27 protein-coding genes, 1 other RNA gene and 1 riboswitch are annotated in these 25505 nt (G+C 40.0%); of the genes, 7 read left to right on the top strand and 21 right to left on the bottom strand.

What is annotated here, in order from left to right; genetic code table 11:
* Positions 1-120 precede the first annotated feature (120 nt).
* On the top strand, positions 121-1029 hold the full coding sequence (gene metA, locus SB660_RS14670; protein ID WP_058014859.1) for a homoserine O-acetyltransferase MetA: 909 nt from the start codon (positions 121-123) through the stop codon (positions 1027-1029).
* A 228-nt stretch (positions 1030-1257) separates the two neighbouring features.
* A complete protein-coding gene (locus SB660_RS14665) occupies positions 1258-2409 on the top strand; it encodes a diglucosyl diacylglycerol synthase (RefSeq protein WP_058014858.1) in 1152 nt (383 codons plus the stop codon).
* A gap of 34 nt (positions 2410-2443) precedes the next feature.
* Here SB660_RS14665 and SB660_RS14660 read toward each other — a convergent pair whose 3' ends face one another.
* Positions 2444-3145 (bottom strand): AIM24 family protein, encoded by a 702-nt coding sequence (locus tag SB660_RS14660; protein WP_058014857.1) that lies wholly within the window; start codon positions 3143-3145, stop codon positions 2444-2446.
* Between the two features lie 259 nt (positions 3146-3404).
* Between SB660_RS14660 and cspD the strand changes: the two genes are divergently transcribed.
* The gene (gene cspD, locus SB660_RS14655) at positions 3405-3605 is read left to right on the top strand and encodes a cold-shock protein CspD (protein ID WP_003215784.1); all 201 of its coding nucleotides are present in this window, start codon (positions 3405-3407) and stop codon (positions 3603-3605) included.
* 45 nt (positions 3606-3650) lie between these two features.
* On the opposite strand, the gene SB660_RS14650 is transcribed toward cspD, so the two are convergent.
* The 3 genes from SB660_RS14650 to SB660_RS14640 form a co-directional block, all read right to left on the bottom strand.
* Entirely contained in the window at positions 3651-3833 is a 183-nt protein-coding gene (locus SB660_RS14650; protein ID WP_003215507.1) for a hypothetical protein, read from the bottom strand.
* Positions 3834-4002: 169 nt separating this feature from the next.
* Positions 4003-4185 carry a zinc-finger domain-containing protein gene (locus SB660_RS14645; RefSeq protein ID WP_003215998.1) on the bottom strand — a complete coding sequence of 61 codons (183 nt, stop codon included), beginning with the start codon at positions 4183-4185 and terminating at the stop codon, positions 4003-4005.
* Between the two features lies 1 nt (position 4186).
* Entirely contained in the window at positions 4187-4858 is a 672-nt protein-coding gene (locus SB660_RS14640; protein ID WP_410583100.1) for a ribonuclease H family protein, read from the bottom strand.
* A 94-nt stretch (positions 4859-4952) separates the two neighbouring features.
* Between SB660_RS14640 and SB660_RS14635 the strand changes: the two genes are divergently transcribed.
* The 3 genes from SB660_RS14635 to SB660_RS14625 are packed head-to-tail and all read left to right on the top strand — an operon-like array spanning position 4953 to position 6209.
* On the top strand, positions 4953-5642 hold the full coding sequence (locus tag SB660_RS14635) for a queuosine precursor transporter (protein WP_058014855.1): 690 nt from the start codon (positions 4953-4955) through the stop codon (positions 5640-5642).
* Between the two features lies 1 nt (position 5643).
* Complete coding sequence (locus tag SB660_RS14630) at positions 5644-6039, top strand: reverse transcriptase-like protein (protein ID WP_169057123.1); 396 nt, start codon at positions 5644-5646, stop codon at positions 6037-6039.
* A 44-nt stretch (positions 6040-6083) separates the two neighbouring features.
* Entirely contained in the window at positions 6084-6209 is a 126-nt protein-coding gene (locus SB660_RS14625; protein WP_003215584.1) for a hypothetical protein, read from the top strand.
* Between the two features lie 16 nt (positions 6210-6225).
* On the opposite strand, the gene SB660_RS14620 is transcribed toward SB660_RS14625, so the two are convergent.
* The 6 genes from SB660_RS14620 to SB660_RS14595 all read right to left on the bottom strand — a co-directional run bounded on the left by SB660_RS14620 (position 6226) and on the right by SB660_RS14595 (position 13203).
* Positions 6226-7113: a 5'-3' exonuclease gene (locus SB660_RS14620; RefSeq protein WP_058014852.1), complete on the bottom strand. Its 888-nt coding sequence runs from the start codon at positions 7111-7113 to the stop codon at positions 6226-6228.
* A gap of 274 nt (positions 7114-7387) precedes the next feature.
* Positions 7388-7651 carry a YpbS family protein gene (locus tag SB660_RS14615; protein WP_058014851.1) on the bottom strand — a complete coding sequence of 88 codons (264 nt, stop codon included), beginning with the start codon at positions 7649-7651 and terminating at the stop codon, positions 7388-7390.
* A gap of 41 nt (positions 7652-7692) precedes the next feature.
* The gene (gene dynA / locus SB660_RS14610) at positions 7693-11292 is read right to left on the bottom strand and encodes a dynamin GTPase (RefSeq protein WP_410583098.1); all 3600 of its coding nucleotides are present in this window, start codon (positions 11290-11292) and stop codon (positions 7693-7695) included.
* Positions 11293-11424: 132 nt separating this feature from the next.
* A complete protein-coding gene (locus SB660_RS14605) occupies positions 11425-11511 on the bottom strand; it encodes a Fur-regulated basic protein FbpC (RefSeq protein WP_223251174.1) in 87 nt (28 codons plus the stop codon).
* An 85-nt stretch (positions 11512-11596) separates the two neighbouring features.
* Complete coding sequence (locus SB660_RS14600) at positions 11597-12106, bottom strand: isoprenylcysteine carboxyl methyltransferase family protein (RefSeq protein WP_410583096.1); 510 nt, start codon at positions 12104-12106, stop codon at positions 11597-11599.
* On the bottom strand, positions 12103-13203 hold the full coding sequence (locus tag SB660_RS14595; protein WP_410583094.1) for a type III polyketide synthase: 1101 nt from the start codon (positions 13201-13203) through the stop codon (positions 12103-12105). The genes SB660_RS14600 and SB660_RS14595 overlap by 4 nt, the downstream gene beginning before the upstream one ends.
* 570 nt (positions 13204-13773) lie before the next feature.
* Between SB660_RS14595 and SB660_RS14590 the strand changes: the two genes are divergently transcribed.
* Positions 13774-14628, top strand: a complete 855-nt coding sequence (locus SB660_RS14590) for a polysaccharide deacetylase family protein (protein ID WP_410583092.1) — start codon at positions 13774-13776, stop codon at positions 14626-14628.
* A 191-nt stretch (positions 14629-14819) separates the two neighbouring features.
* On the opposite strand, the gene pbuX is transcribed toward SB660_RS14590, so the two are convergent.
* From pbuX to SB660_RS14535, 11 genes are all read right to left on the bottom strand, one after another.
* On the bottom strand, positions 14820-16139 hold the full coding sequence (pbuX, locus tag SB660_RS14585) for a xanthine permease PbuX (RefSeq protein WP_144462831.1): 1320 nt from the start codon (positions 16137-16139) through the stop codon (positions 14820-14822).
* Positions 16136-16720, bottom strand: a complete 585-nt coding sequence (xpt, locus tag SB660_RS14580; protein ID WP_144462829.1) for a xanthine phosphoribosyltransferase — start codon at positions 16718-16720, stop codon at positions 16136-16138. Before xpt ends, pbuX begins: the two co-directional genes overlap by 4 nt.
* A gap of 117 nt (positions 16721-16837) precedes the next feature.
* Positions 16838-16937: riboswitch (purine riboswitch) on the bottom strand.
* Positions 16938-17073: 136 nt separating this feature from the next.
* A complete protein-coding gene (locus tag SB660_RS14575) occupies positions 17074-18579 on the bottom strand; it encodes a carboxypeptidase M32 (protein ID WP_410583090.1) in 1506 nt (501 codons plus the stop codon).
* 127 nt (positions 18580-18706) lie between these two features.
* Positions 18707-20644 carry an ATP-dependent DNA helicase gene (locus tag SB660_RS14570; protein WP_410583088.1) on the bottom strand — a complete coding sequence of 646 codons (1938 nt, stop codon included), beginning with the start codon at positions 20642-20644 and terminating at the stop codon, positions 18707-18709.
* Positions 20645-20718: 74 nt separating this feature from the next.
* Positions 20719-20916 carry a hypothetical protein gene (locus tag SB660_RS14565; protein WP_003215966.1) on the bottom strand — a complete coding sequence of 66 codons (198 nt, stop codon included), beginning with the start codon at positions 20914-20916 and terminating at the stop codon, positions 20719-20721.
* Positions 20917-21022: 106 nt separating this feature from the next.
* Positions 21023-22177 carry a THUMP domain-containing class I SAM-dependent RNA methyltransferase gene (locus SB660_RS14560; protein ID WP_339162876.1) on the bottom strand — a complete coding sequence of 385 codons (1155 nt, stop codon included), beginning with the start codon at positions 22175-22177 and terminating at the stop codon, positions 21023-21025.
* A gap of 110 nt (positions 22178-22287) precedes the next feature.
* Positions 22288-22671, bottom strand: an RNA gene (gene rnpB / locus SB660_RS14555) — RNase P RNA component class B.
* A 60-nt stretch (positions 22672-22731) separates the two neighbouring features.
* Positions 22732-23037, bottom strand: a complete 306-nt coding sequence (gpsB, locus tag SB660_RS14550) for a cell division regulator GpsB (protein WP_012010336.1) — start codon at positions 23035-23037, stop codon at positions 22732-22734.
* Positions 23038-23112: 75 nt separating this feature from the next.
* Complete coding sequence (locus tag SB660_RS14545; protein ID WP_313956009.1) at positions 23113-23655, bottom strand: SLOG family protein; 543 nt, start codon at positions 23653-23655, stop codon at positions 23113-23115.
* Between the two features lie 49 nt (positions 23656-23704).
* Positions 23705-23941 (bottom strand): spore coat protein CotD, encoded by a 237-nt coding sequence (gene cotD, locus SB660_RS14540; protein WP_080984739.1) that lies wholly within the window; start codon positions 23939-23941, stop codon positions 23705-23707.
* Positions 23942-24256: 315 nt separating this feature from the next.
* Positions 24257-25504 carry a ribonuclease H-like domain-containing protein gene (locus tag SB660_RS14535; protein WP_339162880.1) on the bottom strand — a complete coding sequence of 416 codons (1248 nt, stop codon included), beginning with the start codon at positions 25502-25504 and terminating at the stop codon, positions 24257-24259.
* Position 25505: the final 1 nt, after the last annotated feature.

The raw sequence follows: 25505 nt of genomic DNA, 5'->3' as shown, positions 1-25505 counted from the left end.
TTTTCGAGAAACAGCTTTGTTTTTGCTCTGTTTTTCATTGTAACATAATTGAAACATTGAAATATCGCCAGAAAGTTCCTATAATGAAGTGAAATTAGCTTTGATTCAGGGGGTGGCGAGTTGCCTATTAACATACCAGTTCATCTGCCGGCAAAACAAATACTAGAGAGCGAAAATATTTTCGTCATGGATGAGACAAGGGCATTCAATCAAGATATCCGTCCTTTGAATATCGTGATCTTAAATTTAATGCCAAAAAAAATACAAACTGAAACGCAGCTGCTAAGAATGCTCGGAAATTCTCCTTTACAAGTGTACTTTACGTTTTTGATTCCAAGTACGCATACACCGAAGAATACGTCGAGAGAGCATCTAGATGAATTTTATACGACCTTTGAATCGATTCGCCATAAGAAATTTGATGGAATGATCATCACCGGCGCACCAATTGAGCATTTAGCTTTTGAAGAAGTATCCTATTGGAAAGAACTGCAGGAGATTTTAGACTGGAGTAAAACGAATGTGACGTCAACTCTTCACATTTGCTGGGGTGCACAGGCAGGCCTATATCACCATTATGGTATTGAGAAAATCAAGCTTGCTGAGAAAAAATTTGGTGTATTTGAGCATCTTGTGAAAGAGAAAAAAGAAAGATTAGTCAGAGGTTTCGATGAAGTATACTATGTCCCACATTCGAGGCATACAGATATTAATACAGAACAATTAAAAAATACGCCGAATTTGAAAGTATTGAGTGTCTCTGAAGAAGCGGGTGTTTGTTTAATTGTTTCAGATGATGATAAACAAGTATTTTTAACTGGACATCCTGAATATGATACGGACACATTGAAGCAGGAATATGAAAGAGATTTGTTGAAGGATGATACAGTCCAAAAACCTGTCCACTATTTTATAGAAGATGGTGACACATTAGTCCCAGTGAATCGATGGAAAGCCCATGCCACTTTACTGTTTATGAATTGGCTCAATTATTATGTTTATCAAGAAACACCATACGTTTGGGAATAAAATAGACTGTAGTCTGATGATAAATGGCCAAAATGTGTTAAAATACAAATGGCTCTGTCTTCCATTATCAATTTAGTCTTGTTGTTTTTTAAAATTAGTTTAATTCTTTCGTAACGAATGATATGCTCTGGTTGTTTATATGTTATCTTTATGTATATGTAGACCTATGAGATTAATAGTTTTCGTACGAAGTTTTGTTGTTGTTGATTACATTTGAGGTGAATATTCTTGAATACCAATAAAAAAATATTAATCTTGACCGCAAATTATGGAAATGGACATATGCAGGTGGCTAAAACACTGTATGATGAGTGTAAATCCCAAGGATTTGAGCATGTTGTAGTTTCTAATTTGTATCAAGAATCAAATCCCATTGTGTCGGAAGTGACTCAATATTTATACTTGAAGAGCTTTTCCATTGGGAAACAATTTTATCGCTTGTTTTATTACGGTGTAGATAAAATTTACAATAAACGCAAATTTAACATTTATTTAAAAATGGGAAATAAGCGTCTTGATGAACTTATTCAATTACACAATCCGGATATCATTATTATTACATTCCCGATGATTGTTGTTCCTGAATATCGGAACAAAACAGGAAAAGTCATCCCGACATTTAATGTCATGACAGATTTCTGTCTTCATAAGATTTGGGTACATGAAAACATCGACCGGTACTATGTTGCAACCGATTATGTGAAACAAAAATTAGTGGAAATCGGCACACATCCAAGCGATGTCAAAGTGACAGGCATACCTATTAGACCACAATTTGAAGCAGACGTGCCAAAATCGAAGATTTATAAAAAATATGGATTATCATCAAACAAAAAAGTTCTTCTGATTATGGCCGGTGCTCATGGTGTACTGAAAAATGTCAAGGAATTATGTGAAGCATTGCTTCTAGACAGTGAAGTACAAATTGTTGTTGTATGCGGAAAGAACGCAGCGCTGAAACAATCACTAAGCGATCTTGAACAAGCACATCCAGATCAATTGAAGGCGCTTGGATATGTGGAACAAATTGATGAATTGTTCAGAGTAACAGATTGTATGATCACAAAGCCAGGCGGCATTACTTTAACAGAAGCAACAGCAATCGGCGTCCCAGTCATTCTTTACAAGCCTGTCCCTGGACAAGAAAAGGAAAATGCTCATTTCTTTGAAGATTATGGTGCAGCCATTGTCATCAACAGACATGAAGACATTTTAGAATCTGTGACCAACTTACTGCAAGATGAAGAAAAACTAGAAACCATGAAACAAAATATAAAAAAACTTCACTTAAAGCATTCTTCTCAAACCATTTTGGAAGATATCGTTGAGCAATCGGATCTCATCACGAATAATAAAACGTATGCTCGCGCATTATCATAAAAAGGCGTCCGTCAATGACGGACACCTTTTTTCTTTATCCTTGATTTCCATTTGTTGTGTACACTTCTTCAAACGGCTGCACGACAACAAATCCGCTTCCGCTAAACTTCATTTGAATAGACTCACCGCTTCCTCTGCCAATAAAGGTTTTGAATGAAACATCTGTCACAAATTCAGTTTTTAAATCCCCTGACCATGCAACTGTCGCATTCGGATCTGTGTAGACAGAGTCACCCGGCTGAACAATCAATGTGAGCGGCTCATAATGACTCGTAATCGCAACAAGGCCTGGTCCTTCTAATTTGACATTAAATAATCCACCCGCAAGCATCCCCGATACTTTTTTCATCAATTTGATATCCCAGCGGACTGAAGGTTCAAATGCGAGCAGATCATTCCCATTCACAAAAATGGATTCCCCTTGAGCCAGGCGAAGAATTGAGATTTTTTTGCCTTGATCTGCTACATATAATTTCCCATCACCTGTTGCCTTCATGAGTGAAGTGCCTTCTCCTGACAGCATTTTTTTGAACATCTTTGAGACGCCATGCTCAAACACGCCCTCTCGTTCAAACTTGATTTTGCCTCGGTACGAAACCATGGAACCTGTTTTTGCCCAAATGGTATCAGTCAAATTAATTTCTAAAAGTCTTGGTGTTTCAAGTTCGAAGACCCCTTCTCCCTTATCTTCCTGCTGCGTATTCTGAACAAATTCTTCGAGTGTATAACGATTCATGATAGCACCTCTTTCTGTATTTTTTTTATATACGGACAAACTGTGCATAAAGTTTCAGAAAATGGGGACGGTTCAGCTATAATTGTTATTTGTCAAAAAAAATCAAACATTCTGCTCAAAATTTGGCTCTCCCGCTTGACGCTTTACTTTTGATGGTGTATAGTGGAACCATCATTTAACAACTGCAAAGTCGTTAGGTGATGAAAATTTTTTTTAGTATGCCTAAAGGTATGCTACAGTACTAGGAGGAAAAAGCAATATGCAAAACGGTAAAGTAAAATGGTTCAATAATGAAAAAGGTTTCGGCTTCATTGAAGTTGAAGGCGGAGACGATGTATTCGTTCACTTCACAGCTATCGAAGGTGACGGTTACAAGTCTTTAGAAGAAGGACAAGAAGTTTCTTTTGAAATCGTTGAAGGTAATCGTGGACCTCAAGCTGCAAACGTAACAAAAATCTAATCAACTAAATCAATGATGCAAAATAAAGAGAGGCTTATGCCTCTCTTATTTGATTTTCAGCTGAATTTCAATTGCTAAAATATTTTGCTTCAGTCGTTGTTCAATTTCAGAGATATCTTTTTCGAGAAAAGGTCTTCCCTTCTTCGCTACATCTACAAGTTGCTCTAGATCGCTGTACACCTCTTGAAATGTTCGATGTAATACCGTTTCGAACTCCTTATTATTCATACCGGCCTTCCCCTTTTCCTCTAATATCCGTCACTTAGTCAAAAAGTAACTCAACCAAAACTTTCTATAGTTATATCGGCTCATTTTTCGGAATATGTTCTTTTTTTACACATTCTATCCGTTTTTTTTCAAGAACGGATGTTTGAGCAGGGAAAACCGGTGCGTCCTCTTATTTTTTGAGCAGCGTTTGCCCATATTCTTTTATTTTCTCTCCAACGGTGCATTGCTGTATACAAAAGGAATGGGCATATTTTTTGCCAAATTCTTTTCGAAAATGCTTCTTAATCAAACAATCTGAACAATACGTGTCTTGAAGATCGGTCAATTCTTGTACTGCTGTTTTTTTATCCACATTATTCAGCTCCGTCTGCTTCTAATTTCAATGTACTTTCGATTGGGACGTCTGCAAGAATCTGTCTTGCAAGCTGATCCGCTTCTGCATTTTGTTTCCGATCGATGGCTTCATAGGTTGGCGTCAGCTTCAGCTCTTTTAAAGCCGCTTCAATTCGGTCAAGCCATTTGTTATGTACATCATCATAACAAGGCCATTCTCCTTTTAACTGATTCATGACAACAAGTGAATCTCCTCTAATCGTGACAGAATTTCTGCTTGCTCCTAGATCTTTTAAAACTTTTACTGCTTCAAATAAAGCCGCATACTCTGCTTCATTATTGGTACTTCCTTGGAAAGGCTGATTCTTTCTCAATCGATAAGCGTCTTTTCCTAGCTTATAGTAGACGACAACGCCAAGACCAGAGTCACCTGTTTCTTTATGAAAACTTGCATCAAAATAGACTTGAAGCTGATCAGGCTCAAGCTTTAATTCTTCATTTAGCTTTTCAAGCTCTTTTATAGACCACATAGCCCCTTTTTCATCTTCAAATAACAGAAGTGACTGTGGTTCTTTTTTGTCAATATGTTTAGCTAATCTCAAGGCCTCTTTTAGCTCCAACCAATCTTCTTGGTAAAAAACAATGGACCCAATTGATTTCACTTTCATTGTGTAGTGTGCTCTTAATTTCATTGATCACATCGCCTTCCCGTGCTTTTAAGGTAAACATACGTTATGCTATAATCAAAAAGTTACATTTTACAATGAGAAAGGAAGTTCATGTCACTTGTTTAATGAAGGTATTTGGATCTTATTTGCGATCATTAATTTTATCATTGTTCTTCTATTTTATAAAGGATTTGGCAAGATGGGCCTTTTCGTCTGGATTGGCTTTGCGACGGCTGCCGCTAACTTACAAGTGGTGAAAACCGTTGAATTGTTTGGCTTAACAGCCACACTTGGAAATATTTTGTACGGCAGTGTCTTTTTTGCAACGGACGTGTTGAATGAAAAATATGGACAACATGAAGCGAAAAAAGCGGTTTGGATTGGTTTTACGACCCTTTTAACACTAACTGTTGTCATGCAGGAGGCTTTGCTTTTCGATCCTGCTCCATCTGATATCTCACAATCATCACTAGAAACCATATTTGGTTTTATGCCAAGGGTGGCACTCGGCAGTCTCGCTGCTTATATCATCAGTCAAATGCTAGATGTTTATGTATATTCGTTTATTCGCCGGATATTTCCCTCTGATGGTGCGCTCTGGATGCGCAATGCTGGAAGTACGATGATTAGCCAGCTTCTTGATACACTGATTTTTACGACCATTGCCTTTCTTGGCACGTATCCAACTCAAGTATGGATTGAAATTTTTATCACGACATATGTCATTAAATTTATCGTCGCTGCGATTTCCACACCATATGCGTATGCAGCGAAAAAAATGGTTCCGCTTGATGAAAGGATGAAGTAATTTGCCAGCTGAAATATACATTGATGGTGCGAGTGCAGGTAATCCAGGTCCTTCTGGCATCGGCATTTTCATCAAATATGATGGAAAGGCTGAATCATTCTCCATTCCTCTTGAATCCATGAGCAATCACGAAGCAGAATTTTCTGCTCTGATCGAGGGGATGAAAATCTGCGTGGAAAAAGGATTGCGTACCGTTTCCTTTCGCACAGATTCACAAGTAGTTGACCGCGCAGCCAATGCAGGATTTGCTAAAAATCCAGCATTTCAGCATTTTATTAAAGAGATGATCGAGCTCCAAAGCCAGTTTGATTTATTTTTTATTAAATGGATTCCGAGTAAGGAAAATCAAGTAGCAGATCAGCTCGCTAGAAAAGCGATTCACCTTTCTAAAGGATGAATCGCTTTTTTTCGGTTATGCTAATGTGTGTGAGGTGATACTGATTGGATAAAGAAAATAAAGGTCGTGTCACAAATGGGACAACCCCACAAGGTGATGCGCAAACAAAAGATAAACAGCCACTATCTCAGCTGGAAAATAGAGCGAAGAAAAGCAATACAAAAAGATAAACCTAAGAGATCGGCTTTAGCTGATCTCTATTGTATTTAAACGATTCATCATCGGTTCGATTCCTTTGATTTGATGGTGCCTTAGCATAGCAGCAGCTCGTTCTTGATTGATGTTCATTTTCGCCTCATCCATTGGACAGCTGAGCGGGACATCACATTTGATCTCTGCCAATAGACGAGAAAGTTTCAAATCTTCTAATCCTGCTTGCATTTTCTTTTGCTGTGCAGCCGTTAGTTCATGGACATTTTCTAACAAACCATCAATCGTTTCATATGTTTGAATAAATTTCAAAGCCGTTTTTTCTCCGATTCCTTTGACACCTGGATAATTATCACTTGCATCACCCATGAGTGCTTTCATATCAATGAGTGCCTTTGGTGAGATTCCCATTTCTTCTTCAAATAAAGCTTTTGTATAATGCTTATAATTGCCAATTCCTTTTTGCATCAAAGCAACAGTCACTTGTTCATTTAAAATTTGCAGTAAATCTTTGTCGCCAGTGAGGACAGTCACGCGTGCTTCTTTTTGGTAAAGCGCAGCAAGAGTACCAATGCAATCATCTGCTTCAAAGCCCTTTAAACCAATGTTCACAATTCCTAGTTCTTCTGTCGCTTCTTTCGCTAAATCGAATTGCGGAATGAGCTCGACAGGCGCCTCTCCACGATTTGCTTTATAATCTTGAAACAATTCGTTTCGATAGGTTTGACTCCCCATATCCCAGCAGCACACAATATGAGTTGGCTCAAATGTCTGTACAGCTGTTAATAAGTGCTTCAAATAGCCATTCACTCCATTTGTTGGCACACCGTGGTCATTTATCATAAAATTGCGATGGACAGCCGTCGCATAAAACGCTCTGAACAAAAGCGCCATTCCATCTACAAGCAGTACGTGTTTACTCATTCTTATAAACTCCCTTTTCAAAACAATACTCCTATTCTATCACAGAACGCAAAACTAGACATAAAAAAGGCGCCTTCTTCTTTTGGAAAAGAAGAGGCAGCCTGTTTACTTTTGACCATATTGCATTTTTTTCGATTCTGCTTCTGCATAGGACGGCATGTCTTTTTGTTTAGGGTCACGCTCATCCTGCTGCTTTGTCTGTTGCTTTTTTTTCATGATCATTCCCCTTTCTCGGTACATTCATTAAGATGACCAAAAAAGAGAATGTTACTCTTTACTTCTGTTTGCGCTCGACATACTCCCTGACCATATCATTCGTCACAAGCTTTCGCAATGGAACAATACCGCCTCGTGCAAGCTCATTCATCTTCGACGTAATGGCGTTGATCTCGTCTGTTGTAAATGACTCGTTTTGCTCACATTTGACAACAGCCCTCTCTATTGCTTGTTCTCTTTTATGTTCAAGCTCAAGAAAGGACTGGATATGAGCATGCTGCTTTTGTGAGTGTGCGGAAATCTCTTCGTGTACGCTCGTCATTTTGTATCAACTGCTTTCTTTTTTATTTAGTCTACCATGAATCAAATGGTTTTCAACTGGTTCTTCCACTCATTTGTTTGTTCATAAACTTGTTCAATAACGGCCTGCTCTTTGGGATCTGTTGTTAGGCTCATGATAAATGTTTGTTTTTGTTCACTTAGCTGCTCGAGCGCTTCTGTTTCATATCTTTCCGTAAAGGTCTTCACCATCATATCGTACCTGCTCAGTAATTCTTCTTTTTCTTTATCTGCCCATTTCATGGTTAACTGATGAAGAATGTCTCGAATCGCTTCAATAAACGCAGCCTTACCATTCTGTTCAAAGAAAACTTTCGCTGATTTTTGTTTCTTTAAGAGCGGTTCGAATGGTGTTAGTTCAGCTTCGACTTCAATTTGTTTTAGTTCAGCATTTTTCTCTTCTGGCGGCGACAGCGAGAGAGAAAAGTAAGGGTCTTCTGCACATGCCTTCTGCAATCCTTTCTCCCACTCCTCTTGGAAGTATTTATGAATAAACGATTCCATCCGAATATCAAGCGCCTTTAACTCCTGTATAAATTCAAATTCATAATCCTTTAGCGCCTTCTCAAGTGCTTTTTTCAATTGCTGTCCGAAATTCCCTTGAGATATTCCAGGATAAAAGGCTGTCTTTAACAGATCATTCGCAAATAGTGATAGGCGCTGCACAATATGATAGAGCTGTTCATGTAAGTCCTTTTTTACGCTTTCTGTCACTAGCTTAGATTGTTTTATATGGCTCATTTGATCAAGAATCGCTCCATAGGATGCATCTATCTTTTTCTTTTCCACTTGCTTCTCATCTTCTGACTGATGCAGCGTCGCATGCAGTTTGTCGACTGTTCTACATAATGTACCGGCTTCAAAATATAACAGCTCGATCGCATCTTTCGTTAATTCTTCCTCAATAAAATAGTCGAGCTGCTTTCTAAGCTTTGCGTATTGATTATAAGCTGTCTCTCCCTTTCCTTCGATCTCTTCCTTACTGGAGACATGATGAAGGTTTGGGTTTCTTATGCCTTCTTTTGTGAGCTCACTTTTTACATAGTCAAAGACGGTGTCAAGCTCTTCTTGATCCTTTGCGAGATCAGCTGCATTGATAATAAAGAACATTTTATCCATGCTAAATGAATCTTTTACAAGCCCAAGCTTACGTAAAAATGACCGATCTGCCTTCGAAAAAGAGTGCTGGTAGTAAGTTAAATAAAGAAGCGCATCTGCGTCCTTCATATATTGAAAAGCAATCTCTGTATGACGCTTATTCATACTACTGGCGCCTGGCGTATCAACAATAGTCAGCCCTTTATCTGTTAGAGGTGTACTCAAATAAACCGTCACTTCTTTCACCACACAAGAAACAGCTTCTTCCGCCACGTATGGCCTCAGTTCTTGAAGGGTGACATGAAGCGGCGTTTGCTTCGTAATGTGATGAAGGAAACGAGTATGTGCCTGTAAAAAATGTTCAACAATAACGCGATGATCTTGTTCAAGCTGTCTTTTTTTCAGGGCTCGTTCGAGCTTGGATGTAAACGTCTCTCCCTTTTCTTCTGAGATCGGAAATCCTAGGATCTGATTGAGCTCCTCTAATATATCCTGTTCTGTTTTGAACACCACTTTGACACTTTCATGCGGATGACCTTCTGCCGGCCGCGTCAGCTTATTAATGGTTGCCGTTGTTGGTGTGGGAGAGGATGGCAGCACCTTTCTCCCGACGAGAGCATTTGCAAAAGAAGATTTCCCCGAACTAAAAGCCCCAAATAAAGCGAGTGTGAATTCTTTCGCTTGCAGCCGTTTTGTTCGTTTTTCAAAGGACTTCCTTTGAGATTGGAGCGCATCTAATGGCAATAAAATCTGAGAAAGCTGCTCAAATTGGGCAATCGACTGTGCCGTCGTGACATGCTGTGACTGACGCATTTGAGGTTGCTCTATCTGCTTGTTCGGTTTATCTTGGTCGCTCTCTTCAGGATGAATGGTCGCTTGATCCTGCTTTAGCTGGTCATGCTGCATTTGTCTCTTTTTCGCATAAAACCAATCTTCTTCGATCTTTTCATCCGTTCCATTTTGCCATATATCCCATACATGCAAAATATCTCGCTTCATTTGTTCATTTTTTCTGGTGCACTGCTCGAGTGTTTGGAGCTCTTTTGCTGACTGAGCCCATTTTTCTTGCTGTTCTGCTTTATCTTCCATCAGCTTGGCTTTCAGCGACTCCACCATTTGTTCAATCAGTGGCATCACTTGCTGCTTAGCCTTTCTTCTCAAGGCTTCGCCAGCATCTTTTGCATATTGCAGTACGTATTCATTAGAGAACGTTGCTCCATGATGAATCACACTTTCAAGAAGTGATTCTTGTACAGGCGTTTCAAACGCCATCACTTGATTTAATAATTCTTCACCAAGTTGATGTTTCTTGACTTCTTTTTTTAGTAGCTCAGCAATATGCCAGTCCACTTCTGCCTTCATTCTCGTTTTGACATCTGTTAAGAAGTCATTTGCGCGTTTTTCTTTTTCCTGCTCAGTTTTATTTTTAGCAAAAAGCAGTCCCACTTTAAAGCCAGGTGCTTTTGATTCAATATAGCCGCTTGCGAGTTCTCTCATTTTAAATGGAGTGAGGTTGGCATTTTTCAAAATGCTCTCGACTTCAGCAGATACTTCTTCTTCTAACTGTTTGGCCCCATTTTCAATGAAGTGATTTTTCGCTTCCAATTCATTTACTTCTTTTCTTTTTTCTTCGAGCTGTGACTCAAGCTCCTCACCTTGCAGGTCTTCTTTTAACGAGTCAATGTGTTCTTTTAGGACATGCTCAATTTTCTGCTCCGTATAAGCCCGAAGTGAGGCCTTCGGCAATGTCTGTAATTCTTGCAGTTTTTTGACTAAACGAATCATTTCATTTCTTGGATGGGTCTCATCGGTTACAGATGTAAAGTATAGATGTTCTTCTTCAATGCCTTCTTTTTGAAGCATATCAACTACTTGATTTTTGTAGTCTTCAAACGCTGTCTCATGCTCATCATGCCGGTCGACTTGGTTTACGATAAAATAAAGATTTGGCACTTTCTCTTTAATGGAGCGAATGAAACGAATGTTTTCCTCCGAATGAACATGGTTGTAGTGAACGACATAAAAAAGAGCATCTGCTTGATGAAGAATAGACGCAGCAGATAAAAAGTGGGCATGATCCGTCGAATCAATTCCGGGCGTATCAATCAGTGCCACCTTTTCTTCCAGTCCTCTATAGTCACCGCTAATTTCCACCATTTCAATCTGTTCTCCGTCCTTACAGAAACGCTGTACTGCTTCTTTATCATAAGAGCCGCTCATTTTTGCAAATCGGCCATCAGAGGTATGAAGCTGGACTTCACTTTCGCCTTTCCTCACGACGACCAAGTTTGCACTTGTTGGGATTGGGCTCGTTGGCAAAATGTGATCATGAAGCAGATAATTTACAAGTGATGACTTTCCAGCAGAATAATGGCCGGTAAATGCGATATATACTTCTTCTTCTGCTTCCTTTTTGATAATCGATGCAAGTTTGGCTGCGCGCTCATAATCATCCCTTTTGAGAAAGCTTTGATATAAAGCTCCTGTAGTTTGAACGAGCGAATCTCGAATAGACAAGTCTTTCATGACGATAAACCCCTTTGTTTTTAGAAAAGTCAGTTATGTATGTGATACCATTTTACACAAAATAAAGAGATTTTTCTTCTGATCTGGGGAAATAAAAAAATCTGCTGCCCGATCAGTCGCAGTTGACTGGAATCAGGAAGCAGATTTTTTGGAGACACCTTTTAATACGAAGCCAATTAATAGGCTGTATACACACACCGTACCGAGTAAGAAAATCATTGTCATGTGATCACCGTCCATCCTTCATGATTGAGAATGCTTATCATTAATGAAAGTGTAGCACAATTGATAATGATTTTCAATATTAATTTAGCAAATACTGATTTAATGCTTTCTCCTCTGTTTGAATTCGTACAGCCATCATCCATGCATTTAAACATGTAAACAAAATGCCAGTGACATATGCATCAAACAATAGCGGGATCAGTATAAGCTCAATTGCCACGACGACATAGTTAGGGTGTTTCAACCAGCGATACGGCCCTTTTTTTATAATCGTTGCGTTTGGAACGACTAAAATCTTTGTATTCCAGTACGTCCCTAGGGAGCATAAAGCCCAGTACCGAATGATCTGTGTAGCCATCAGCAAAAGGAGCAGTACAAGAAAATACTGGGATGGCCCTTTATGTAAAAGCGTTATCTCAACTATCAGTGAGAGAAAAAAAGCCGTATGCATAGCGACCATATAAGGATAATGACTAGCACCAAATTCAATGGCACCTAGTGCTTTTACTTTCTTTTCATTTCTTTTGGCAACAAGCATTTCAATGAGCCTCTGACAAACGAAAAAACCGATGAAAAGCCAAATGATCACGACAAGACCTCCTCCCATTTCATAAGCAGCAGCTCTGAGGAAAAGCCCGGACCAAGCGCCCCGCAAAGTCCCATCTCCCCCGCTTCAGCAGATTGATGTTCAAGGAAATGCTTGATGACATACAAAACTGTGGCAGAGGACATATTTCCGTGTTGTTTGAGCACTTCTTTTGAGGAAAACAGCTGATCCTCTTGTAAAGATAGACTTTCAACATAGGCATCAATCACTTTTTTTCCTCCAGGATGGGCTAAAAAAACGGACAAGTTTTTAGTTGAATATCCATGCTCCTCTAAAAATTGATCCACCTGCTCTTTTAACCAGCCGGAAATCATCGACGGAATGTCACGGGAGAAAATAACCCGAAAGCCGTCACTTGTAAAATCCCAGCCCATGACATCCTCAGAATCCTTCATTGTGACGGATTGCGTGCTTAGTACTTTAGGGATTGTTTTTAAATGGGCATATTCAAGCGCAGCTTTTTCTCCAGTTAAAAGAACCGCTGCCGTCCCGTCTCCAAATAAGGAGGTGCCGATTAAATTGCTTTTTGATTGATCTTGCGGCTGAAAAGTTAAACTGCACAGCTCACAGGCAACGACAAGTACCTTTGCTTCTGGAAATGCCCTTATGTATTCATAAGCCCGAGACAGCCCTGCCGCACCGCCCCCACACCCTAGGCCCCAGATCGGTACTCGTTTTGTATACGGAGAAAAAGGAAGGACGTTCATAAGCTTTGCATCAAGACTTGGGGTCGATAAGCCGGTACTTGAAATAAAAAACAATGCATCGATCTCTTCAACCGGGACTGGTTTTTTCAGAAACGTCTTCTCTTGAAGACAATGTATGATCGCTTCTTTTGCATGAGTCAAGGCTTTTTCCAAATAGATATTGTTTTTCTCTTCAAAAGAGTGGTGCGTTTGATACCATTCAATGGGCTGCACAAACTGCCTGCTCTTAATTTCTCCATTTTGAAAAGCTCTCAGCAGCCGGTCAATGTCTTTAAACGATCGTTTAAATTGAGACCTTGCAAATTCGGCAGCTATTTTCTGATCTACATGATGCTTCGGGTGACTCGTTCCAACTGAAAGAATGTACGCCATCGGCTTCACCTCTTTTTTCGGATAATATCCCCTATCGAAAAAAGGATATACATGCCAAATCGTCACAATTCAGTCAAAACATTTTCCCCCGTCTAACTTTTTGTCTTGACGACAATTGATAAATATTGGATAATATAAATGAAAACATGATGTAGTTTTCCTCCTTCACAGGTTCGTTCCAAGCCAAGCGAACCTGCTTTTTTTATGCAAAAAAACACCTCTAAAAGAGAAGTGTTCAGACCGTAGCCCCCCCTTTACTTATACAACACTTTCATACGGAATCTCCCCTTCGCTTCGCATTTATGGTTAAATCTGATGCTATCTTAGCGTATCAATATTAACGTTTCGATCATTATTCAGAATGATTTCATTTAAACATGAATGGATCACCTTTTTTTGCTGATCAACACAAAAAAATAACCATAAATTCCTAATTTATTTGAATTTTCTATATTAAAAGGATTTTTTCCACTATATACTTAATCAATATGATCACCAAGAAAAACAGTGAAAAAAGACAGAATCTACTACATGATTTGGCTCAAAATTTAATTGACTGGAGTGATTGTAATGAAAAAGGTTCCCCAAAAAAAGACACCCTACAACACGGTACTTCTCTCGAAGGTAATTGGTTTAGTGCTTCTTACACTGTTTCTTTTTTTTATCTGGGATATGTCTAAAGCCCATTTGCAGGCGACAAACGGGCAAGCAAAAAATGTTGCCAGCAGTGACTTCCGTGACACAAGCATCAGTCTGGAAGCAAAAGATCAGTCTACAAGAACATTGGATACACATTTTAAGACCAATCCAAACCAACAGGCAACGAATAAAACGGTCTTTTTAACATTTGATGATGGTCCTTCTGCTACATCAAATCAGCTGTTAGATGTATTAAAAGCACATCATGTGAAGGCGACGTTCTTCATGCTTGGACCGCAAATCCAAGCACACCAAGCAGCTGTGAAAAGACTTTATCAAGAAGGACATCAATTGGGGCTTCATGGCATGACGCATGATATAAACCTCTTTTATCAGAACAGTGAGTCTCCCGCAAATGAAATGAGAGAAGCTCAGCGCATTCTTGCTTCTGTTACAGGCGTCTACGCCCGTCTTGTGAGAACACCCTATGGCAGTGTTCCAAATTTAACATATCATCAAAAAGTACGTTTAAACCAACATGGCTTTATTTACTGGGATTGGACGATTGATAGCCTTGACTGGAGATATAAAAACTCACAATATGTTCCAGAGGTATTGAATCAATTGCAAATGTTTGAGAAAAATAAACCATGGGAACCAAAAGTTATTTTAATGCATGATCAACCCTCTACCACAAACTATTTAGATAGCCTGATTACACAGCTAAAAGCACGGGGCTATACATTTGCAGTCATTAACGAAACAATGCAGCCGGTACAACATTAATAGTGCTAATCACAACAAGCCCGTATCCAAAAGATGCGGGCTTTCAGCGTGTAGACAAACCCTCACACGCTCCTTCCTAGGATCCTAGGACTGCAAAGGTTTTTTATCAAGCTAAAAAGAAGACAAAGAGCTAAAATAAAGATCATTTTAGCTCTTTGTCCATCATCTAAACCCCTCTCCAAGAGAAGGGGTTACATAACAGATTGCTTAGGCTCTTCCATCAGGTCCTGCCCGGTTTCTTTTTTAAAAGGAATCATGTGATAAATAATATGAAGTAAAATAGCGGTAAAGCTGCCGGCCACGATGCCATTACTTGTTAATAATTTGATTGATTCTGGCAGATGCTCAAACATTTGCGGCACAACGGTGACACCTAAGCCGATCCCAACTGAACAAGCGACAATCAGCAGGTTTTCCTGTTTGGCAAAATCCACACGCGAGAGCATTTTAATACCGTAGGCAATGACCATTCCAAACATGGCAACCATTGCGCCGCCAAGAACTGACTTTGGAATAATCGTTGTAAATGCAGCAATTTTAGGAAAAAGTCCAAATAACATGAGCAATGCGCCTGTCACAACGATGACTTGATTTTTCTTGACCCCTGTCAACTGGATCAACCCAACGTTTTGCGAGTAGGCTGTGTAAGGAAAAGCATTAAAGATACCCCCTAATAACACAGCAATCCCTTCTGCGCGATAGCCTTTCGCTAAGTCCTTCTCTTTTAATGACCGATTTGTCAAATCACCTAGTGCGAAATAAACGCCTGTTGATTCGACTAATGACACAATCGCAACTAATGTCATCGTCATAATCGGTGCAAATTCAAAGGTAGGCATGCCAAAATAAAATGGTTCAATCATGCGAAAAACTTGAGCGTTCGCCACCTCAGCTGTTTCCACTTTCCCCATAAAAGCAGCGACGCCTGTCCCAAGGAGAATACCGATTAAAATGGCGATCGCCTTCATAAAGCCTGTTGTGAATCGATAGAGCAGCACAATGATAAACAGTACAAGGAAAGCGAGGCCTAAATTTTCAAAAGAACCATAATCAGCACTTCCTTCTCCTCCTGCCATATTGTTCATCGCTACTGGAATAAGGGTAATGCCAATAATGGTGACGACAGACCCTGTCACGACAGGCGGGAAAAATTTCACAAGCTTCCCAAAGAAAAAGGAAAGCAGAATGATGATACACCCCGAAGCGATAATACTTCCATAGATAGACGAAATCCCGTATTTAGAGCCAATCGCAATCATAGGAGAAACCGCAGTAAATGTACAGCCTAATACCACAGGCAGACCGATACCAAAGAAACGATTTTTCCAAACTTGAAGGAGCGTGGCAGCCCCGCACATGAAAATATCTGCTGAGATTAAGTAAGTCAGTTGTGCAGGTGTGAGGCCGAGTGCATCTCCCACAATGAGTGGTACAAGAACGGCACCTGCGTACATCGCCAGCACATGCTGAATCCCTAGCGAGAGTGTTTTGGCTTTTTTAGCTGTACTCATGATTGTACCTCTCGTACAAACGTGACTTTCCCTTCCTCAAGTGATTCAATACGTGCAAGGGATTCGACGCGGTAGCCCATTTGAACAAGCGCATCTCTTCCTGGCTGAAATGACTTTTCAATGACAATGCCAAATCCGGCTACTTTTGCCTTCGCCTGCTTTGCGATTGCGGCAAGTCCTTTAGCGGCTTCACCGTTCGCCAAAAAGTCATCAATGATTAATACACAATCTTTTTCACCGAGATGCGTATTTGAGACAGCGATCGTGCTTTCTACTTTTTTTGTAAAAGAGTACACATTCGCTGTTAATAGATTTTCTGTTAGTGTGAGTGACTGACGTTTTCGAGCAAAGACAACGGGTACTTGAAGAGCTAGTCCGGCCATCACAGCAGGTGCAATGCCCGAAGATTCGATTGTGATAATTTTTGTAATGCCATCATGCTTGAATAATCTAGCAAACTCTTGCCCGATCTCATGCATTAAGACAGGATCAATTTGATGATTTAAAAAGGCATCTACCTTTAACACTTGATTTGACAGAACGATTCCTTCGTTCTCAATTTTTTGACGTAACAATTCCATCATTCTTCCTCCCAGCATATTGGCAAACATTTTTATTTTTCACATAAAAAAAGCATTGCTGTCCATGAGGAGCAAGCAATGCGAAAACGATCCACGGATCTTCAGCTCAAACAAGAGCTGTTTCATTTGCTCACTCATAGTCGGACGGTATCGGTGTCCGGTAGAAACTTGCGTGCCATCATCACACGATTATATGAGTGTTATAGTGTTCAAATTATAACAAGATTTCAGACGCTTGGAAAGCACTTTTCTAGAAAAATACCGAACTTAAATAATAAATCAGATCAAAACGTTCGTTTTTAGAATATTCAAGCATCAAAAAAGCACCCTTCTGAGCAAAGGGTGCCTTTTATTTAAGATAAATACAGTTTCGTATATTTATCAGTTAAATAATCGATTAAATATTGTACATTTAATTCCTCACCAGTTGCATCTTGAATGATTTCAGAAGGCTTTTTGCGTTTTCCATGCTGGTGAACATGTGTTGTGAGCCATTCTTTTATTGGTGCAAAAGACCCGTTTTGAATCAGCTCATCAAAATTCGGTAAATCTTTGATCATTTGGTGCTTTAGTTGCGCCGCATACATATAACCAAGGGCATATGAAGGGAAATATCCAAAGCTACCATCAGACCAGTGAACATCCTGCAAGATGCCGAGTGCATTATTAGGAGGCGTAATGCCAAGATATGCTTTATATTTTTCATTCCACAGTGCAGGCAGGTCTTCAACCGCCACTTCTTCATTGAATATCGCTTTTTCAATTTCATAGCGGATGATAATGTGAAGCGGGTATGTAAGCTCATCTGCTTCAATTCGAATATAAGTTGGCTTCGATTCATTCACTGCATGCACAAAGTCTTCTAAAGAGACATCTTTAAATTGCTCAGGAGACGCTTCTTGAAGCTTTTGATAATACGTTTTCCAGAAGTCTTCATGTCTGCCAATAAAATTCTCAAAGAAAAGAGACTGTGATTCATGGATACCCATTGATGTGCCATCACATAATAACGTTCCGCTCAGCGCCTCATCAATGTTTTGCTCATAGATGGCATGACCACACTCATGAATGGTGCCAAAGATCGCCATCCGAAAATCATGCTCATCATAACGGGTCGTCACACGAACGTCCCCTCTGCTCAATGTCACAGCAAACGGATGAACCGTTGTATCCAGACGTCCTGCATCAAAGTCATAGCCTAATTCTTTTAAGAAGAAAAGACTCAGTTCCTTTTGTTTGTCGATCGGAAAGCTTTTCGATAAAAATGAAGTATCCGGTTTATGAGGAGAGGCTTCGATTTTTTTCACGAGAGGAACAATGGCATCACGAAGTGCACCAAACTTTTGATCGAGCTGTTCAACCGTCATATCTGGCTCATAGTTATTGAGCAGCACATCATATGGCGTTTGTTTCACGCCCCAATATTGAATAAAACGCTTGTTAAAATCAATGAGCTGTTTTAAGTATGGAGCAAAGAGTGAAAAGTCTGATTTCTCCCTTGCTTCAACCCAGACATGCTCTGCTTTTGATTGTAAAATCGAGTATTCTTTAAATTCTTCTTTCGGAATTTTGCTGTTTTCATCATACTCTTTTTGTGATAATTCGAGCGCCTTTTGTGTATCTTTTGACAGCTCATCTCGGTGTTTATTTAATGCATCAAGAAGATCTCTCATTTTATCAGAAGTCTTCATATTAAAAATATCACTTGATAATTGACCGATCGTTTCAGCTCTGAAATCGGCGCTTTTTTTAGGCGCCTGTGTTCTTGAGTCCCAATAAAGTAAATGGAGCGCCTCCGTATAGTGGGCGATTTTTCCTAGTAATTGATAAAACGCTTTCTCTTGTGCTTCAAGACTCATACGTTTGTTCCCCCAATCGATAAAATATGTATGTACGTTTCAAGGCTACTTCAAGGAATGTTCTTTTGTCAATGAAAAAGGAGGATACGCAGATGGTATCCTCCTCTCTTTTTTCGTTATATATGATTTAAGATGTGATGATTGGCTTTACTGGCAGAACGGATTCAATTTTACTTTGAAGCTCTGTATCTTCCTTACGGTCAAAGTAAATATGAATGGTTCCTGCATCTTGGCTTGTCCGAATCAGTCTTCCAATACCTTGTCGTAAGCGCAGCAGCATATACGGAAGGTCGACTTCAGCACGAGCATCCTTTGCTTCATTCCGTTTCGCCTCAAATACCGGATCATGAGGCGGGTAAGGAAGTCCCCAGATGATCACATTTGTTAATGATTGTCCTGGAATATCCAGCCCTTCCCAAAGGTGAACAGAGCATAACACAGATGTCTCATCCGCTTGAAACTTTTGAACAATCGTACTGATTTCCTCGTCTCCCTCAAAGTACACGTCGAAAGGCAGTGATTCATCCGATGCTTCAAGCTGCTTTCTAAAGAAATGAAGTTCATCAAATGAAGGGAACAAAATGAGAGACCGTCCTCCATTATCTTTCAGCTGAGTGATCACTTGCTGTCCTTTTACTTCTTGCTCTTGAAGCTGCTGAATCCCGTGGAAATAAATCTTCATTTGTTCATCGTAATCATACGGCGAAGCGACACTCATTGATAAGTAGTCTTTTATCCCAAGACTTTCAGCTAAATAATCAAAGGATTGATTTTCAGACAATGTAGCAGAAGAGAAAATGTATGGTCTTTTTTGCGAGAATACCTTTTCACCAAGTACCTCTGCGACAGTCTTTGGCATCACAACAAATGTCGTATCTAATTCCTGCTTTTCAAGCCAGCTAATCGCATTTTTTTGATAAAGCGACAGAGAATACGCCATTTGTTCAATGTACTCTTCTACAACAGACAATTCGTATTGATCGATTGTATACATCTCTGATTCAAATACGAGTGCTTCTCCGATTTTTTCAAGTAAATCACACAATTCACTTGCAGAACGCTTCACCTCATCCACCCGGCCAATTTCAAGTCGATGTGAGCCCTTGATTTCTTTGGCATGTGTTTTTAAGAGATAAAAGAACTCATCGTTTGTAGCTAGTGCATCTTCAACGAGCTCGGCAAACTCTTCGCGTATATCGTTTTGAAGCAGGCGCTCTAAAAAGGTTTCGAGCATTGATTGCTTCACTCGGTATGTCAGTGCTTTTTGTGCGGCAAATTCAAGAAGGTGCCCTTCATCAAATACAACAGAGCTATGTTCTGGAAGCAGCGGAAGCTGACCCTCGCGTTTGCGGGATTCCTTCGTCCACACATGCTCCATATAAAAATCATGAGAACAGATGATGAGGTCTGTTGCTTTCCGGTAATGATCTCTTGATAAATTCAAACCACAGCGATGACGCATATCGCACGTCAAGCAGTCCTGAAACGAATCATAGCCAATGCGTGACCATTCATCATTGGATAGCTCTGGGTACTCTCTTCGATCACCATACGGATAAAAATTCTGCATCCCATGTGATTCATGAACAAACGAAGGAAGCGTTTCATAAATATCGAGCCACTTCTCATCATCTTCACGCTGCATGGTTTTCTCTAATTTCTTTAAGCATAAATATTGATCATGCGATTTACTTAATCTCGCATCTATTTGAATATCAAGGTGATTGGCAATTTTATAGATATCACCCTCTTGTTTCACTAGCTGTTCAATTAACGTTTCGTCTGCACATGCAATAATCGCAGGTTTCCCTGTATACCTTGCATATGTGACCGCAAATAATAGATAAACGATGGTTTTGCCTGTGCCTACCCCAGCTTCGGCAAACATCACACTTTTTTCTTTAAAGGCTCTTTCTAGTTGAAAAGCCATGAATATTTGTTCATCTCGAAGATCAAAGCCCTTTTCTGGCAAAATGTCATAGAACACATCACCAATCCAGTTGCCCAGTTCTTCGTAAAAATTATGTTCTTTTGATAATGAAAAAGGCAAACGAGATGCTGTCACCTGCTTCAACCCCCAACTTTTGAATCATTCAGACATTCTATAGTAACATTTATGCTGGGGAATGACAATCTTTTTTATGACCGCAAACGATGTTGGTAGGTTTCCTTCATTAAAAATGCATGCTCAGATCGCTCTATGTAAGCCTGAGCAAGCGCTAAATCTTCGATGGCTGCAGTCAGCTGAGCAGATTGTCCACCTTCTTGCCCTTCAATTTCTTGAGCAGTCGAAGCGAGTGCTTTTTGGATTAACTGAAATTGATCATATTGTATCATGGAGACACCTCTTTTTTTAAAATCAAGTTCAGTTTATTCCGTCCCGTGAAGGTTTATACCTTTCTGCGATAAAAAAAGCCACACCTTCTGTAGGTGTGACCATTTTTTATGATTCAGTTGTCTGTTTTCTAGGCGGGCGTTTTCCCCAATATTGGTAATAGTCTGTTTTAATAAAACCATTAAACAGTTTTCTCTTTTTCGTTGCTTTTCTACCAAAGCACTCTTCGAACTTTTCGTGTGACGTTAAGATGTAAATGGACCATGTGTCTAGGCTTTTAAATGCTTCGCCCATTCCTTGATACATTTTTTCAACAGCTGGTTTATCACTGAGTCGTTCTCCATAAGGCGGATTTCCGACAATCACACCGTAATCTTCTTTTGTTTGAAAGTCTTTCACTTGCATTTGTTTAAACTCAATCAATTCACTTAGTCCAGCTTCTTCCGCATTCATTTTTGCAATGTCTATCATCCGGTGATCGATATCACTTGCAATAATGTGGAGCGGCTGATCATAGTTTGCCTTTTCTTCCACTTCGTGACGCGCTTTGTTCCATACGTCTTCACCAATCCAATCCCATGACTCGGATGCAAAATCCCGGTTAAATCCTGGGGCAATATTTTGTCCAATCATGGCCGCTTCAATAGCGATTGTTCCTGATCCGCAGAAAGGATCAACAAACGGACGGTCAGGTGTCCAATTCGTTAATAGCACGAGTGCAGCCGCAAGGGTTTCTTTAATAGGTGCTCCGCCTTGATCCATGCGGTACCCCCGTTTATGAAGACCTACACCAGATGTATCAAGCGTGAGCACAGCTTTATCTTTTAAAAGGGCAACCTCAATTTTATACTCAGGTCCTGTTTCTTCAAGCCATTCAGACTGTATGTTGTAAGAGGAGATGAGCTTTTGCGCAATCGCCTTTTTGACGATACGCTGACAATCCGGCACACTGGCAAGCTGTGATTTCACAGATTTACCGATGACAGGGAACGTGCTGTTTTTCGGTAAAAAAGCGGCCCAGTCAATCGCCTTTGTGCGTTCAAACAGCTCATCGAATGTTTTTGCCGAAAATTCAGCGACTTGTACCTTTATTCGGTCTGCTGTACGCAGCCAAAGGTTCGCACGGCAAATCGCAAGCGCGTCCCCTTCGAAAATCACTTTTCCGTTGTCTACTGTGCATTCATAGCCAAGGTCTCTTACTTCTTTTGCAACAATCGCTTCAATTCCCATTGGAGCCGTTGCGATAAGTGTATAGGTTTTCATTGATTTATCACCTGTTTTCTCGTCCTTTTATGTATTCCAAGATAAAAGCTCTCCATATGTTGAAATAGGAGAGCTTTGTTTTCATCATGTTTATAATAACGGATATAACGTTCTGTAAGCCATGTTTTGTTCCATTGTACTGCAAACGGCAAATGCCTCGTACTCAGGTGGTAATCATCTATCTACAGAATACTCTGTCCTTCTCTCCGTTTGGTTCCTTTGAGAAAGTTCCCCTACCAAGTTTGGGTTTCTCGCTCGAGGGGTTTACCGCGTTCCACTCTCACCATTTCTAGTGAGACTTCGTCACTGTGGCACTTTCAAGGATACTTTGCCATATCCTAAAAGGACGTAGGCATTTTTCCTGCCGTCAGCCTTTCCCAGGCTGCCCTGGCTTATTTTTTCGCCAGGCACGAACACTACGGGCATCTCAGCACCGTGCGAGCATGGACTTTCCTCTGCAAAGTCTAAACGCATTGCAGCGATTACCCGAACGTTAATCAACATGCGTTATTATAAACGACAATGACATGAGGCACAAGCTTTTTCAGCAAGGCTCAATCATAAAGTTTGCTTCCGAAAACGTGTTTCTCAAGGTTAGATAGTCTTTTTAAAATATCAAAGTTTGTTGTATTAGACTGTGCAGGCTGTCTTTTCCCTTGCTCAACGGCTTCTTCAAGCTGTTTTGACAAATGGAGGTTTTCTTGTTGAAGCTTTTCGATTTCTTGGTTGAAGGTCTCATAGTCTTTAATGACCATATCTAAAAATTTATCGACTTCTTCTTGTTTGTATCCTCTGACACCTGTTTTAAATTCTTTTTCTAAAATTTCTTTCGCAGAAAGCTTTACTTTATCAGCAAGCATCTTTTTCACCTCATATCGTGAATTCATAGTATATTTTTTCAGAAATACGTGACGTTGTCAAATTTTCTCTTGCTTTTAGTCAAAAAACGGATCTTCCGCCTCAACTTGCGCTCTCAAATCATCCATTGTGATGTACATAATGGGGTAATCGGTACAGTTTTCCGCTTCTTTGATCATGTACTTTGGCGAGCCATCATGCTCCGGATCATAAAGGGCGAGGAGTCCATCTGTTTTTTCAATAAAAAAACGGTTCTTTTGTTTAAATTGTGCCGGACTTTCATACGGTCTATGCGTGACACTTTCTACAAAATCGGCCTGTGCAAGAATTCCTTCATACAACTCTTTGTTTTGTTCATTCCAGCGCTCTTCCTGTTCATAAAATGGCGTAATGACGGCAAGTTTTAACGCTGGATACTCCTCTTGAAGCTCAAATACTACTTCGGCCGTCCAGATTTCTGCACCAAGCTGGCCTGATATGAGAACCCACTCGAGGCCATCTTCAATTAAAGCTGTCAGCCTTTTTTGAAGCTCCGCTTTTATGTATTGAAGTGCAGGCTCGTCTTGTTTGAATATCCCAAGCTCAAATGGCTTGTACCCTGTGACAGCAATAATTTTCATTTTTTCACCTGCTTTTAAAAAAAGGGACTTATAAAAGTCCCATTCCACTTTATCTGTTACAGCAAGGTCCACCGCAGTTAAAGTGTTGATGTGTTGCCGGGTCCACCTGAGAAAACGTATGCGGGAAGTAGTGAACATGTTTGAAATTTTGATGGTGAACATTTGTCACATGTTGCGGATGGATATGCGGCACAATTGTTGTTGAATCACTGTGTGTACAGCAATGATTCGTCGGATGAACAATTGGCTGTGTAACATTAGGCTGGCAATGATGATGATGGTACATGTAGCATTCCCCTCTCCTTAATTTTCTTACATTAATAATGTATGAATTAAGAGGTGTACATGTACTAATGCATTAACCTATTTTAAAAGTTTGCAAGGAAAACATCCTTATAGTTTGAAAACACAAAAGCGACCAAAATGACAACAAGAAAAAACAAGTAGAAAAGACCCTTATACATGCTCTACGCTCCTCATTCAATATCTAACGTTATTTTACAGGATTCGTGACTTTTCTACAATAAAAGTGCTAAACAATTTTCATTTTCGGTCGAGAGCCGAACGTTGTCATGTTTTGCGCTTTCCCGGGCAATAATGTTTATTGCCCAGCTTTTCTCAATAGCCGTTTTTTTCGCTTTTCAAGTTCTTCAGTTTCTCGCTGACTTAACGTAGAAAAAGATAATAACGATTCAGTAACAGATAGAGCTGATCTTGCATCTTTTTCACGATGTTCTTGATACTTCGCAAGCTCTATACCCGCTTTTAATGCTAAATGGACATCGCTTGATGCAAATAATTTCTCCCAAATTTGAACCGCTTGATCCCACTCGTTTTGTCGTTTATATTGCAAGGAAAGATCATAAGACGCCTGATTCGCATGCTCAAAGTCAGCATTCGTTAATTCCTGCAAATGCTTCGTTGCTTCCTGTACATCACGATGAGCAAGATGCCACCTAGCGAGCGCATATTTCTCATTGTGTTCCTTTACCGCATCCTCAGATAGTATTTTTTTGGATAGGTGAATGTAGAGGCTGATTAACGATAAGACGTCTAGTTCATTATGAGTCAAGATTCCTTCAATCAGCTTCGGGTTTTGTTCCTTTAAAAAATGAAAATAAATCATCGGTGCCAAAAACCCCGGCGTGTCGTTTTCACGCTGCACGTGCAGCTCTTCTTTTTCCACAACGGATAGCGCCATTCGTTCATATTTATGCTTCCACAATCGTCTAGATCCGTGCAGAAGATCAAAATGGCCGTATTCAGGAAGTGCAGGAATTTGACCTCGTAAAAGCGTATGTCTCGTTTTCACTTGCGGCCAATCGAATGATTTACCATTATATGTAACTAACGATTCTACGTTTACTTCATCCAGAAAGCTTTTGTAAAGAGCCGCTTCATTTCCTGGATTGGTGAGCAGGTGCTGTTTCACCACCACTTTGCCCGAAAAGACACGTGCGTGTCCAAGCAAGAAGATCATATTTCCCGTACCGCCAGATAATCCTGTTGTTTCTGTATCAAAGAAAAACAGCTCGTGCGGCTCGTACCCTTTAGCCGATAGCGAATGCTGGATGCCGCTTTCGTTCCATTGCTCAATGATTTTCGGCAGTTCCGCAAACGAATAGCGCCCATGCTGATGATCTAATGAGTAGGTAACTTCGCGAATCAGACAAAAGGACTCCTCAAAATGATAAGGAGACACACCTAATGCTTCCCATTCTTTTAAAAATGGGATATTTTCTGAAGTCACAGGCTGAGGTATTCCTTCCGATGTTTTCTGCCGGTTTTCATGTGTCTGATTGTGCGATAGATGCTTTTTCATTCTGTTTAATTTCCCTTTTAAAGACATG

This window comes from Bacillus sp. SIMBA_005 (assembly GCF_046535585.1).
GTDB classification, from domain to species: Bacteria; Bacillota; Bacilli; order Bacillales; family Bacillaceae; genus Bacillus; species Bacillus pumilus.
Note: the sequence above shows the minus strand (reverse complement) of the source record. Positions and strands in the feature narration are given on the sequence as shown.

Coding starts and splice junctions, on each gene's coding strand:
- SB660_RS14650 (WP_003215507.1), bottom strand. CDS start 3,833: ATGAATAATAAGGAGTTCGAAACGGTATTACATCGAACATTTCAAGAG.
- gpsB (WP_012010336.1), bottom strand. CDS start 23,037: ATGCTTGCTGATAAAGTAAAGCTTTCTGCGAAAGAAATTTTAGAAAAA.
- SB660_RS14640 (WP_410583100.1), bottom strand. CDS start 4,858: ATGAAATTAAGAGCACACTACACAATGAAAGTGAAATCAATTGGGTCC.
- SB660_RS14560 (WP_339162876.1), bottom strand. CDS start 22,177: ATGAAAACCTATACACTTATCGCAACGGCTCCAATGGGAATTGAAGCG.
- pbuX (WP_144462831.1), bottom strand. CDS start 16,139: ATGAGTACAGCTAAAAAAGCCAAAACACTCTCGCTAGGGATTCAGCAT.
- cspD (WP_003215784.1), top strand. CDS start 3,405: ATGCAAAACGGTAAAGTAAAATGGTTCAATAATGAAAAAGGTTTCGGC.
- cotD (WP_080984739.1), bottom strand. CDS start 23,941: ATGTACCATCATCATCATTGCCAGCCTAATGTTACACAGCCAATTGTT.
- SB660_RS14615 (WP_058014851.1), bottom strand. CDS start 7,651: ATGACGAGCGTACACGAAGAGATTTCCGCACACTCACAAAAGCAGCAT.
- SB660_RS14565 (WP_003215966.1), bottom strand. CDS start 20,916: ATGATACAATATGATCAATTTCAGTTAATCCAAAAAGCACTCGCTTCG.
- SB660_RS14590 (WP_410583092.1), top strand. CDS start 13,774: ATGAAAAAGGTTCCCCAAAAAAAGACACCCTACAACACGGTACTTCTC.
- dynA (WP_410583098.1), bottom strand. CDS start 11,292: ATGAAAGACTTGTCTATTCGAGATTCGCTCGTTCAAACTACAGGAGCT.
- SB660_RS14595 (WP_410583094.1), bottom strand. CDS start 13,203: ATGGCGTACATTCTTTCAGTTGGAACGAGTCACCCGAAGCATCATGTA.
- SB660_RS14660 (WP_058014857.1), bottom strand. CDS start 3,145: ATGAATCGTTATACACTCGAAGAATTTGTTCAGAATACGCAGCAGGAA.
- SB660_RS14605 (WP_223251174.1), bottom strand. CDS start 11,511: ATGATTTTCTTACTCGGTACGGTGTGTGTATACAGCCTATTAATTGGC.
- xpt (WP_144462829.1), bottom strand. CDS start 16,720: ATGGAATTGTTACGTCAAAAAATTGAGAACGAAGGAATCGTTCTGTCA.
- SB660_RS14575 (WP_410583090.1), bottom strand. CDS start 18,579: ATGAGTCTTGAAGCACAAGAGAAAGCGTTTTATCAATTACTAGGAAAA.
- SB660_RS14535 (WP_339162880.1), bottom strand. CDS start 25,504: ATGTCTTTAAAAGGGAAATTAAACAGAATGAAAAAGCATCTATCGCAC.
- SB660_RS14545 (WP_313956009.1), bottom strand. CDS start 23,655: ATGAAAATTATTGCTGTCACAGGGTACAAGCCATTTGAGCTTGGGATA.
- SB660_RS14620 (WP_058014852.1), bottom strand. CDS start 7,113: ATGAGTAAACACGTACTGCTTGTAGATGGAATGGCGCTTTTGTTCAGA.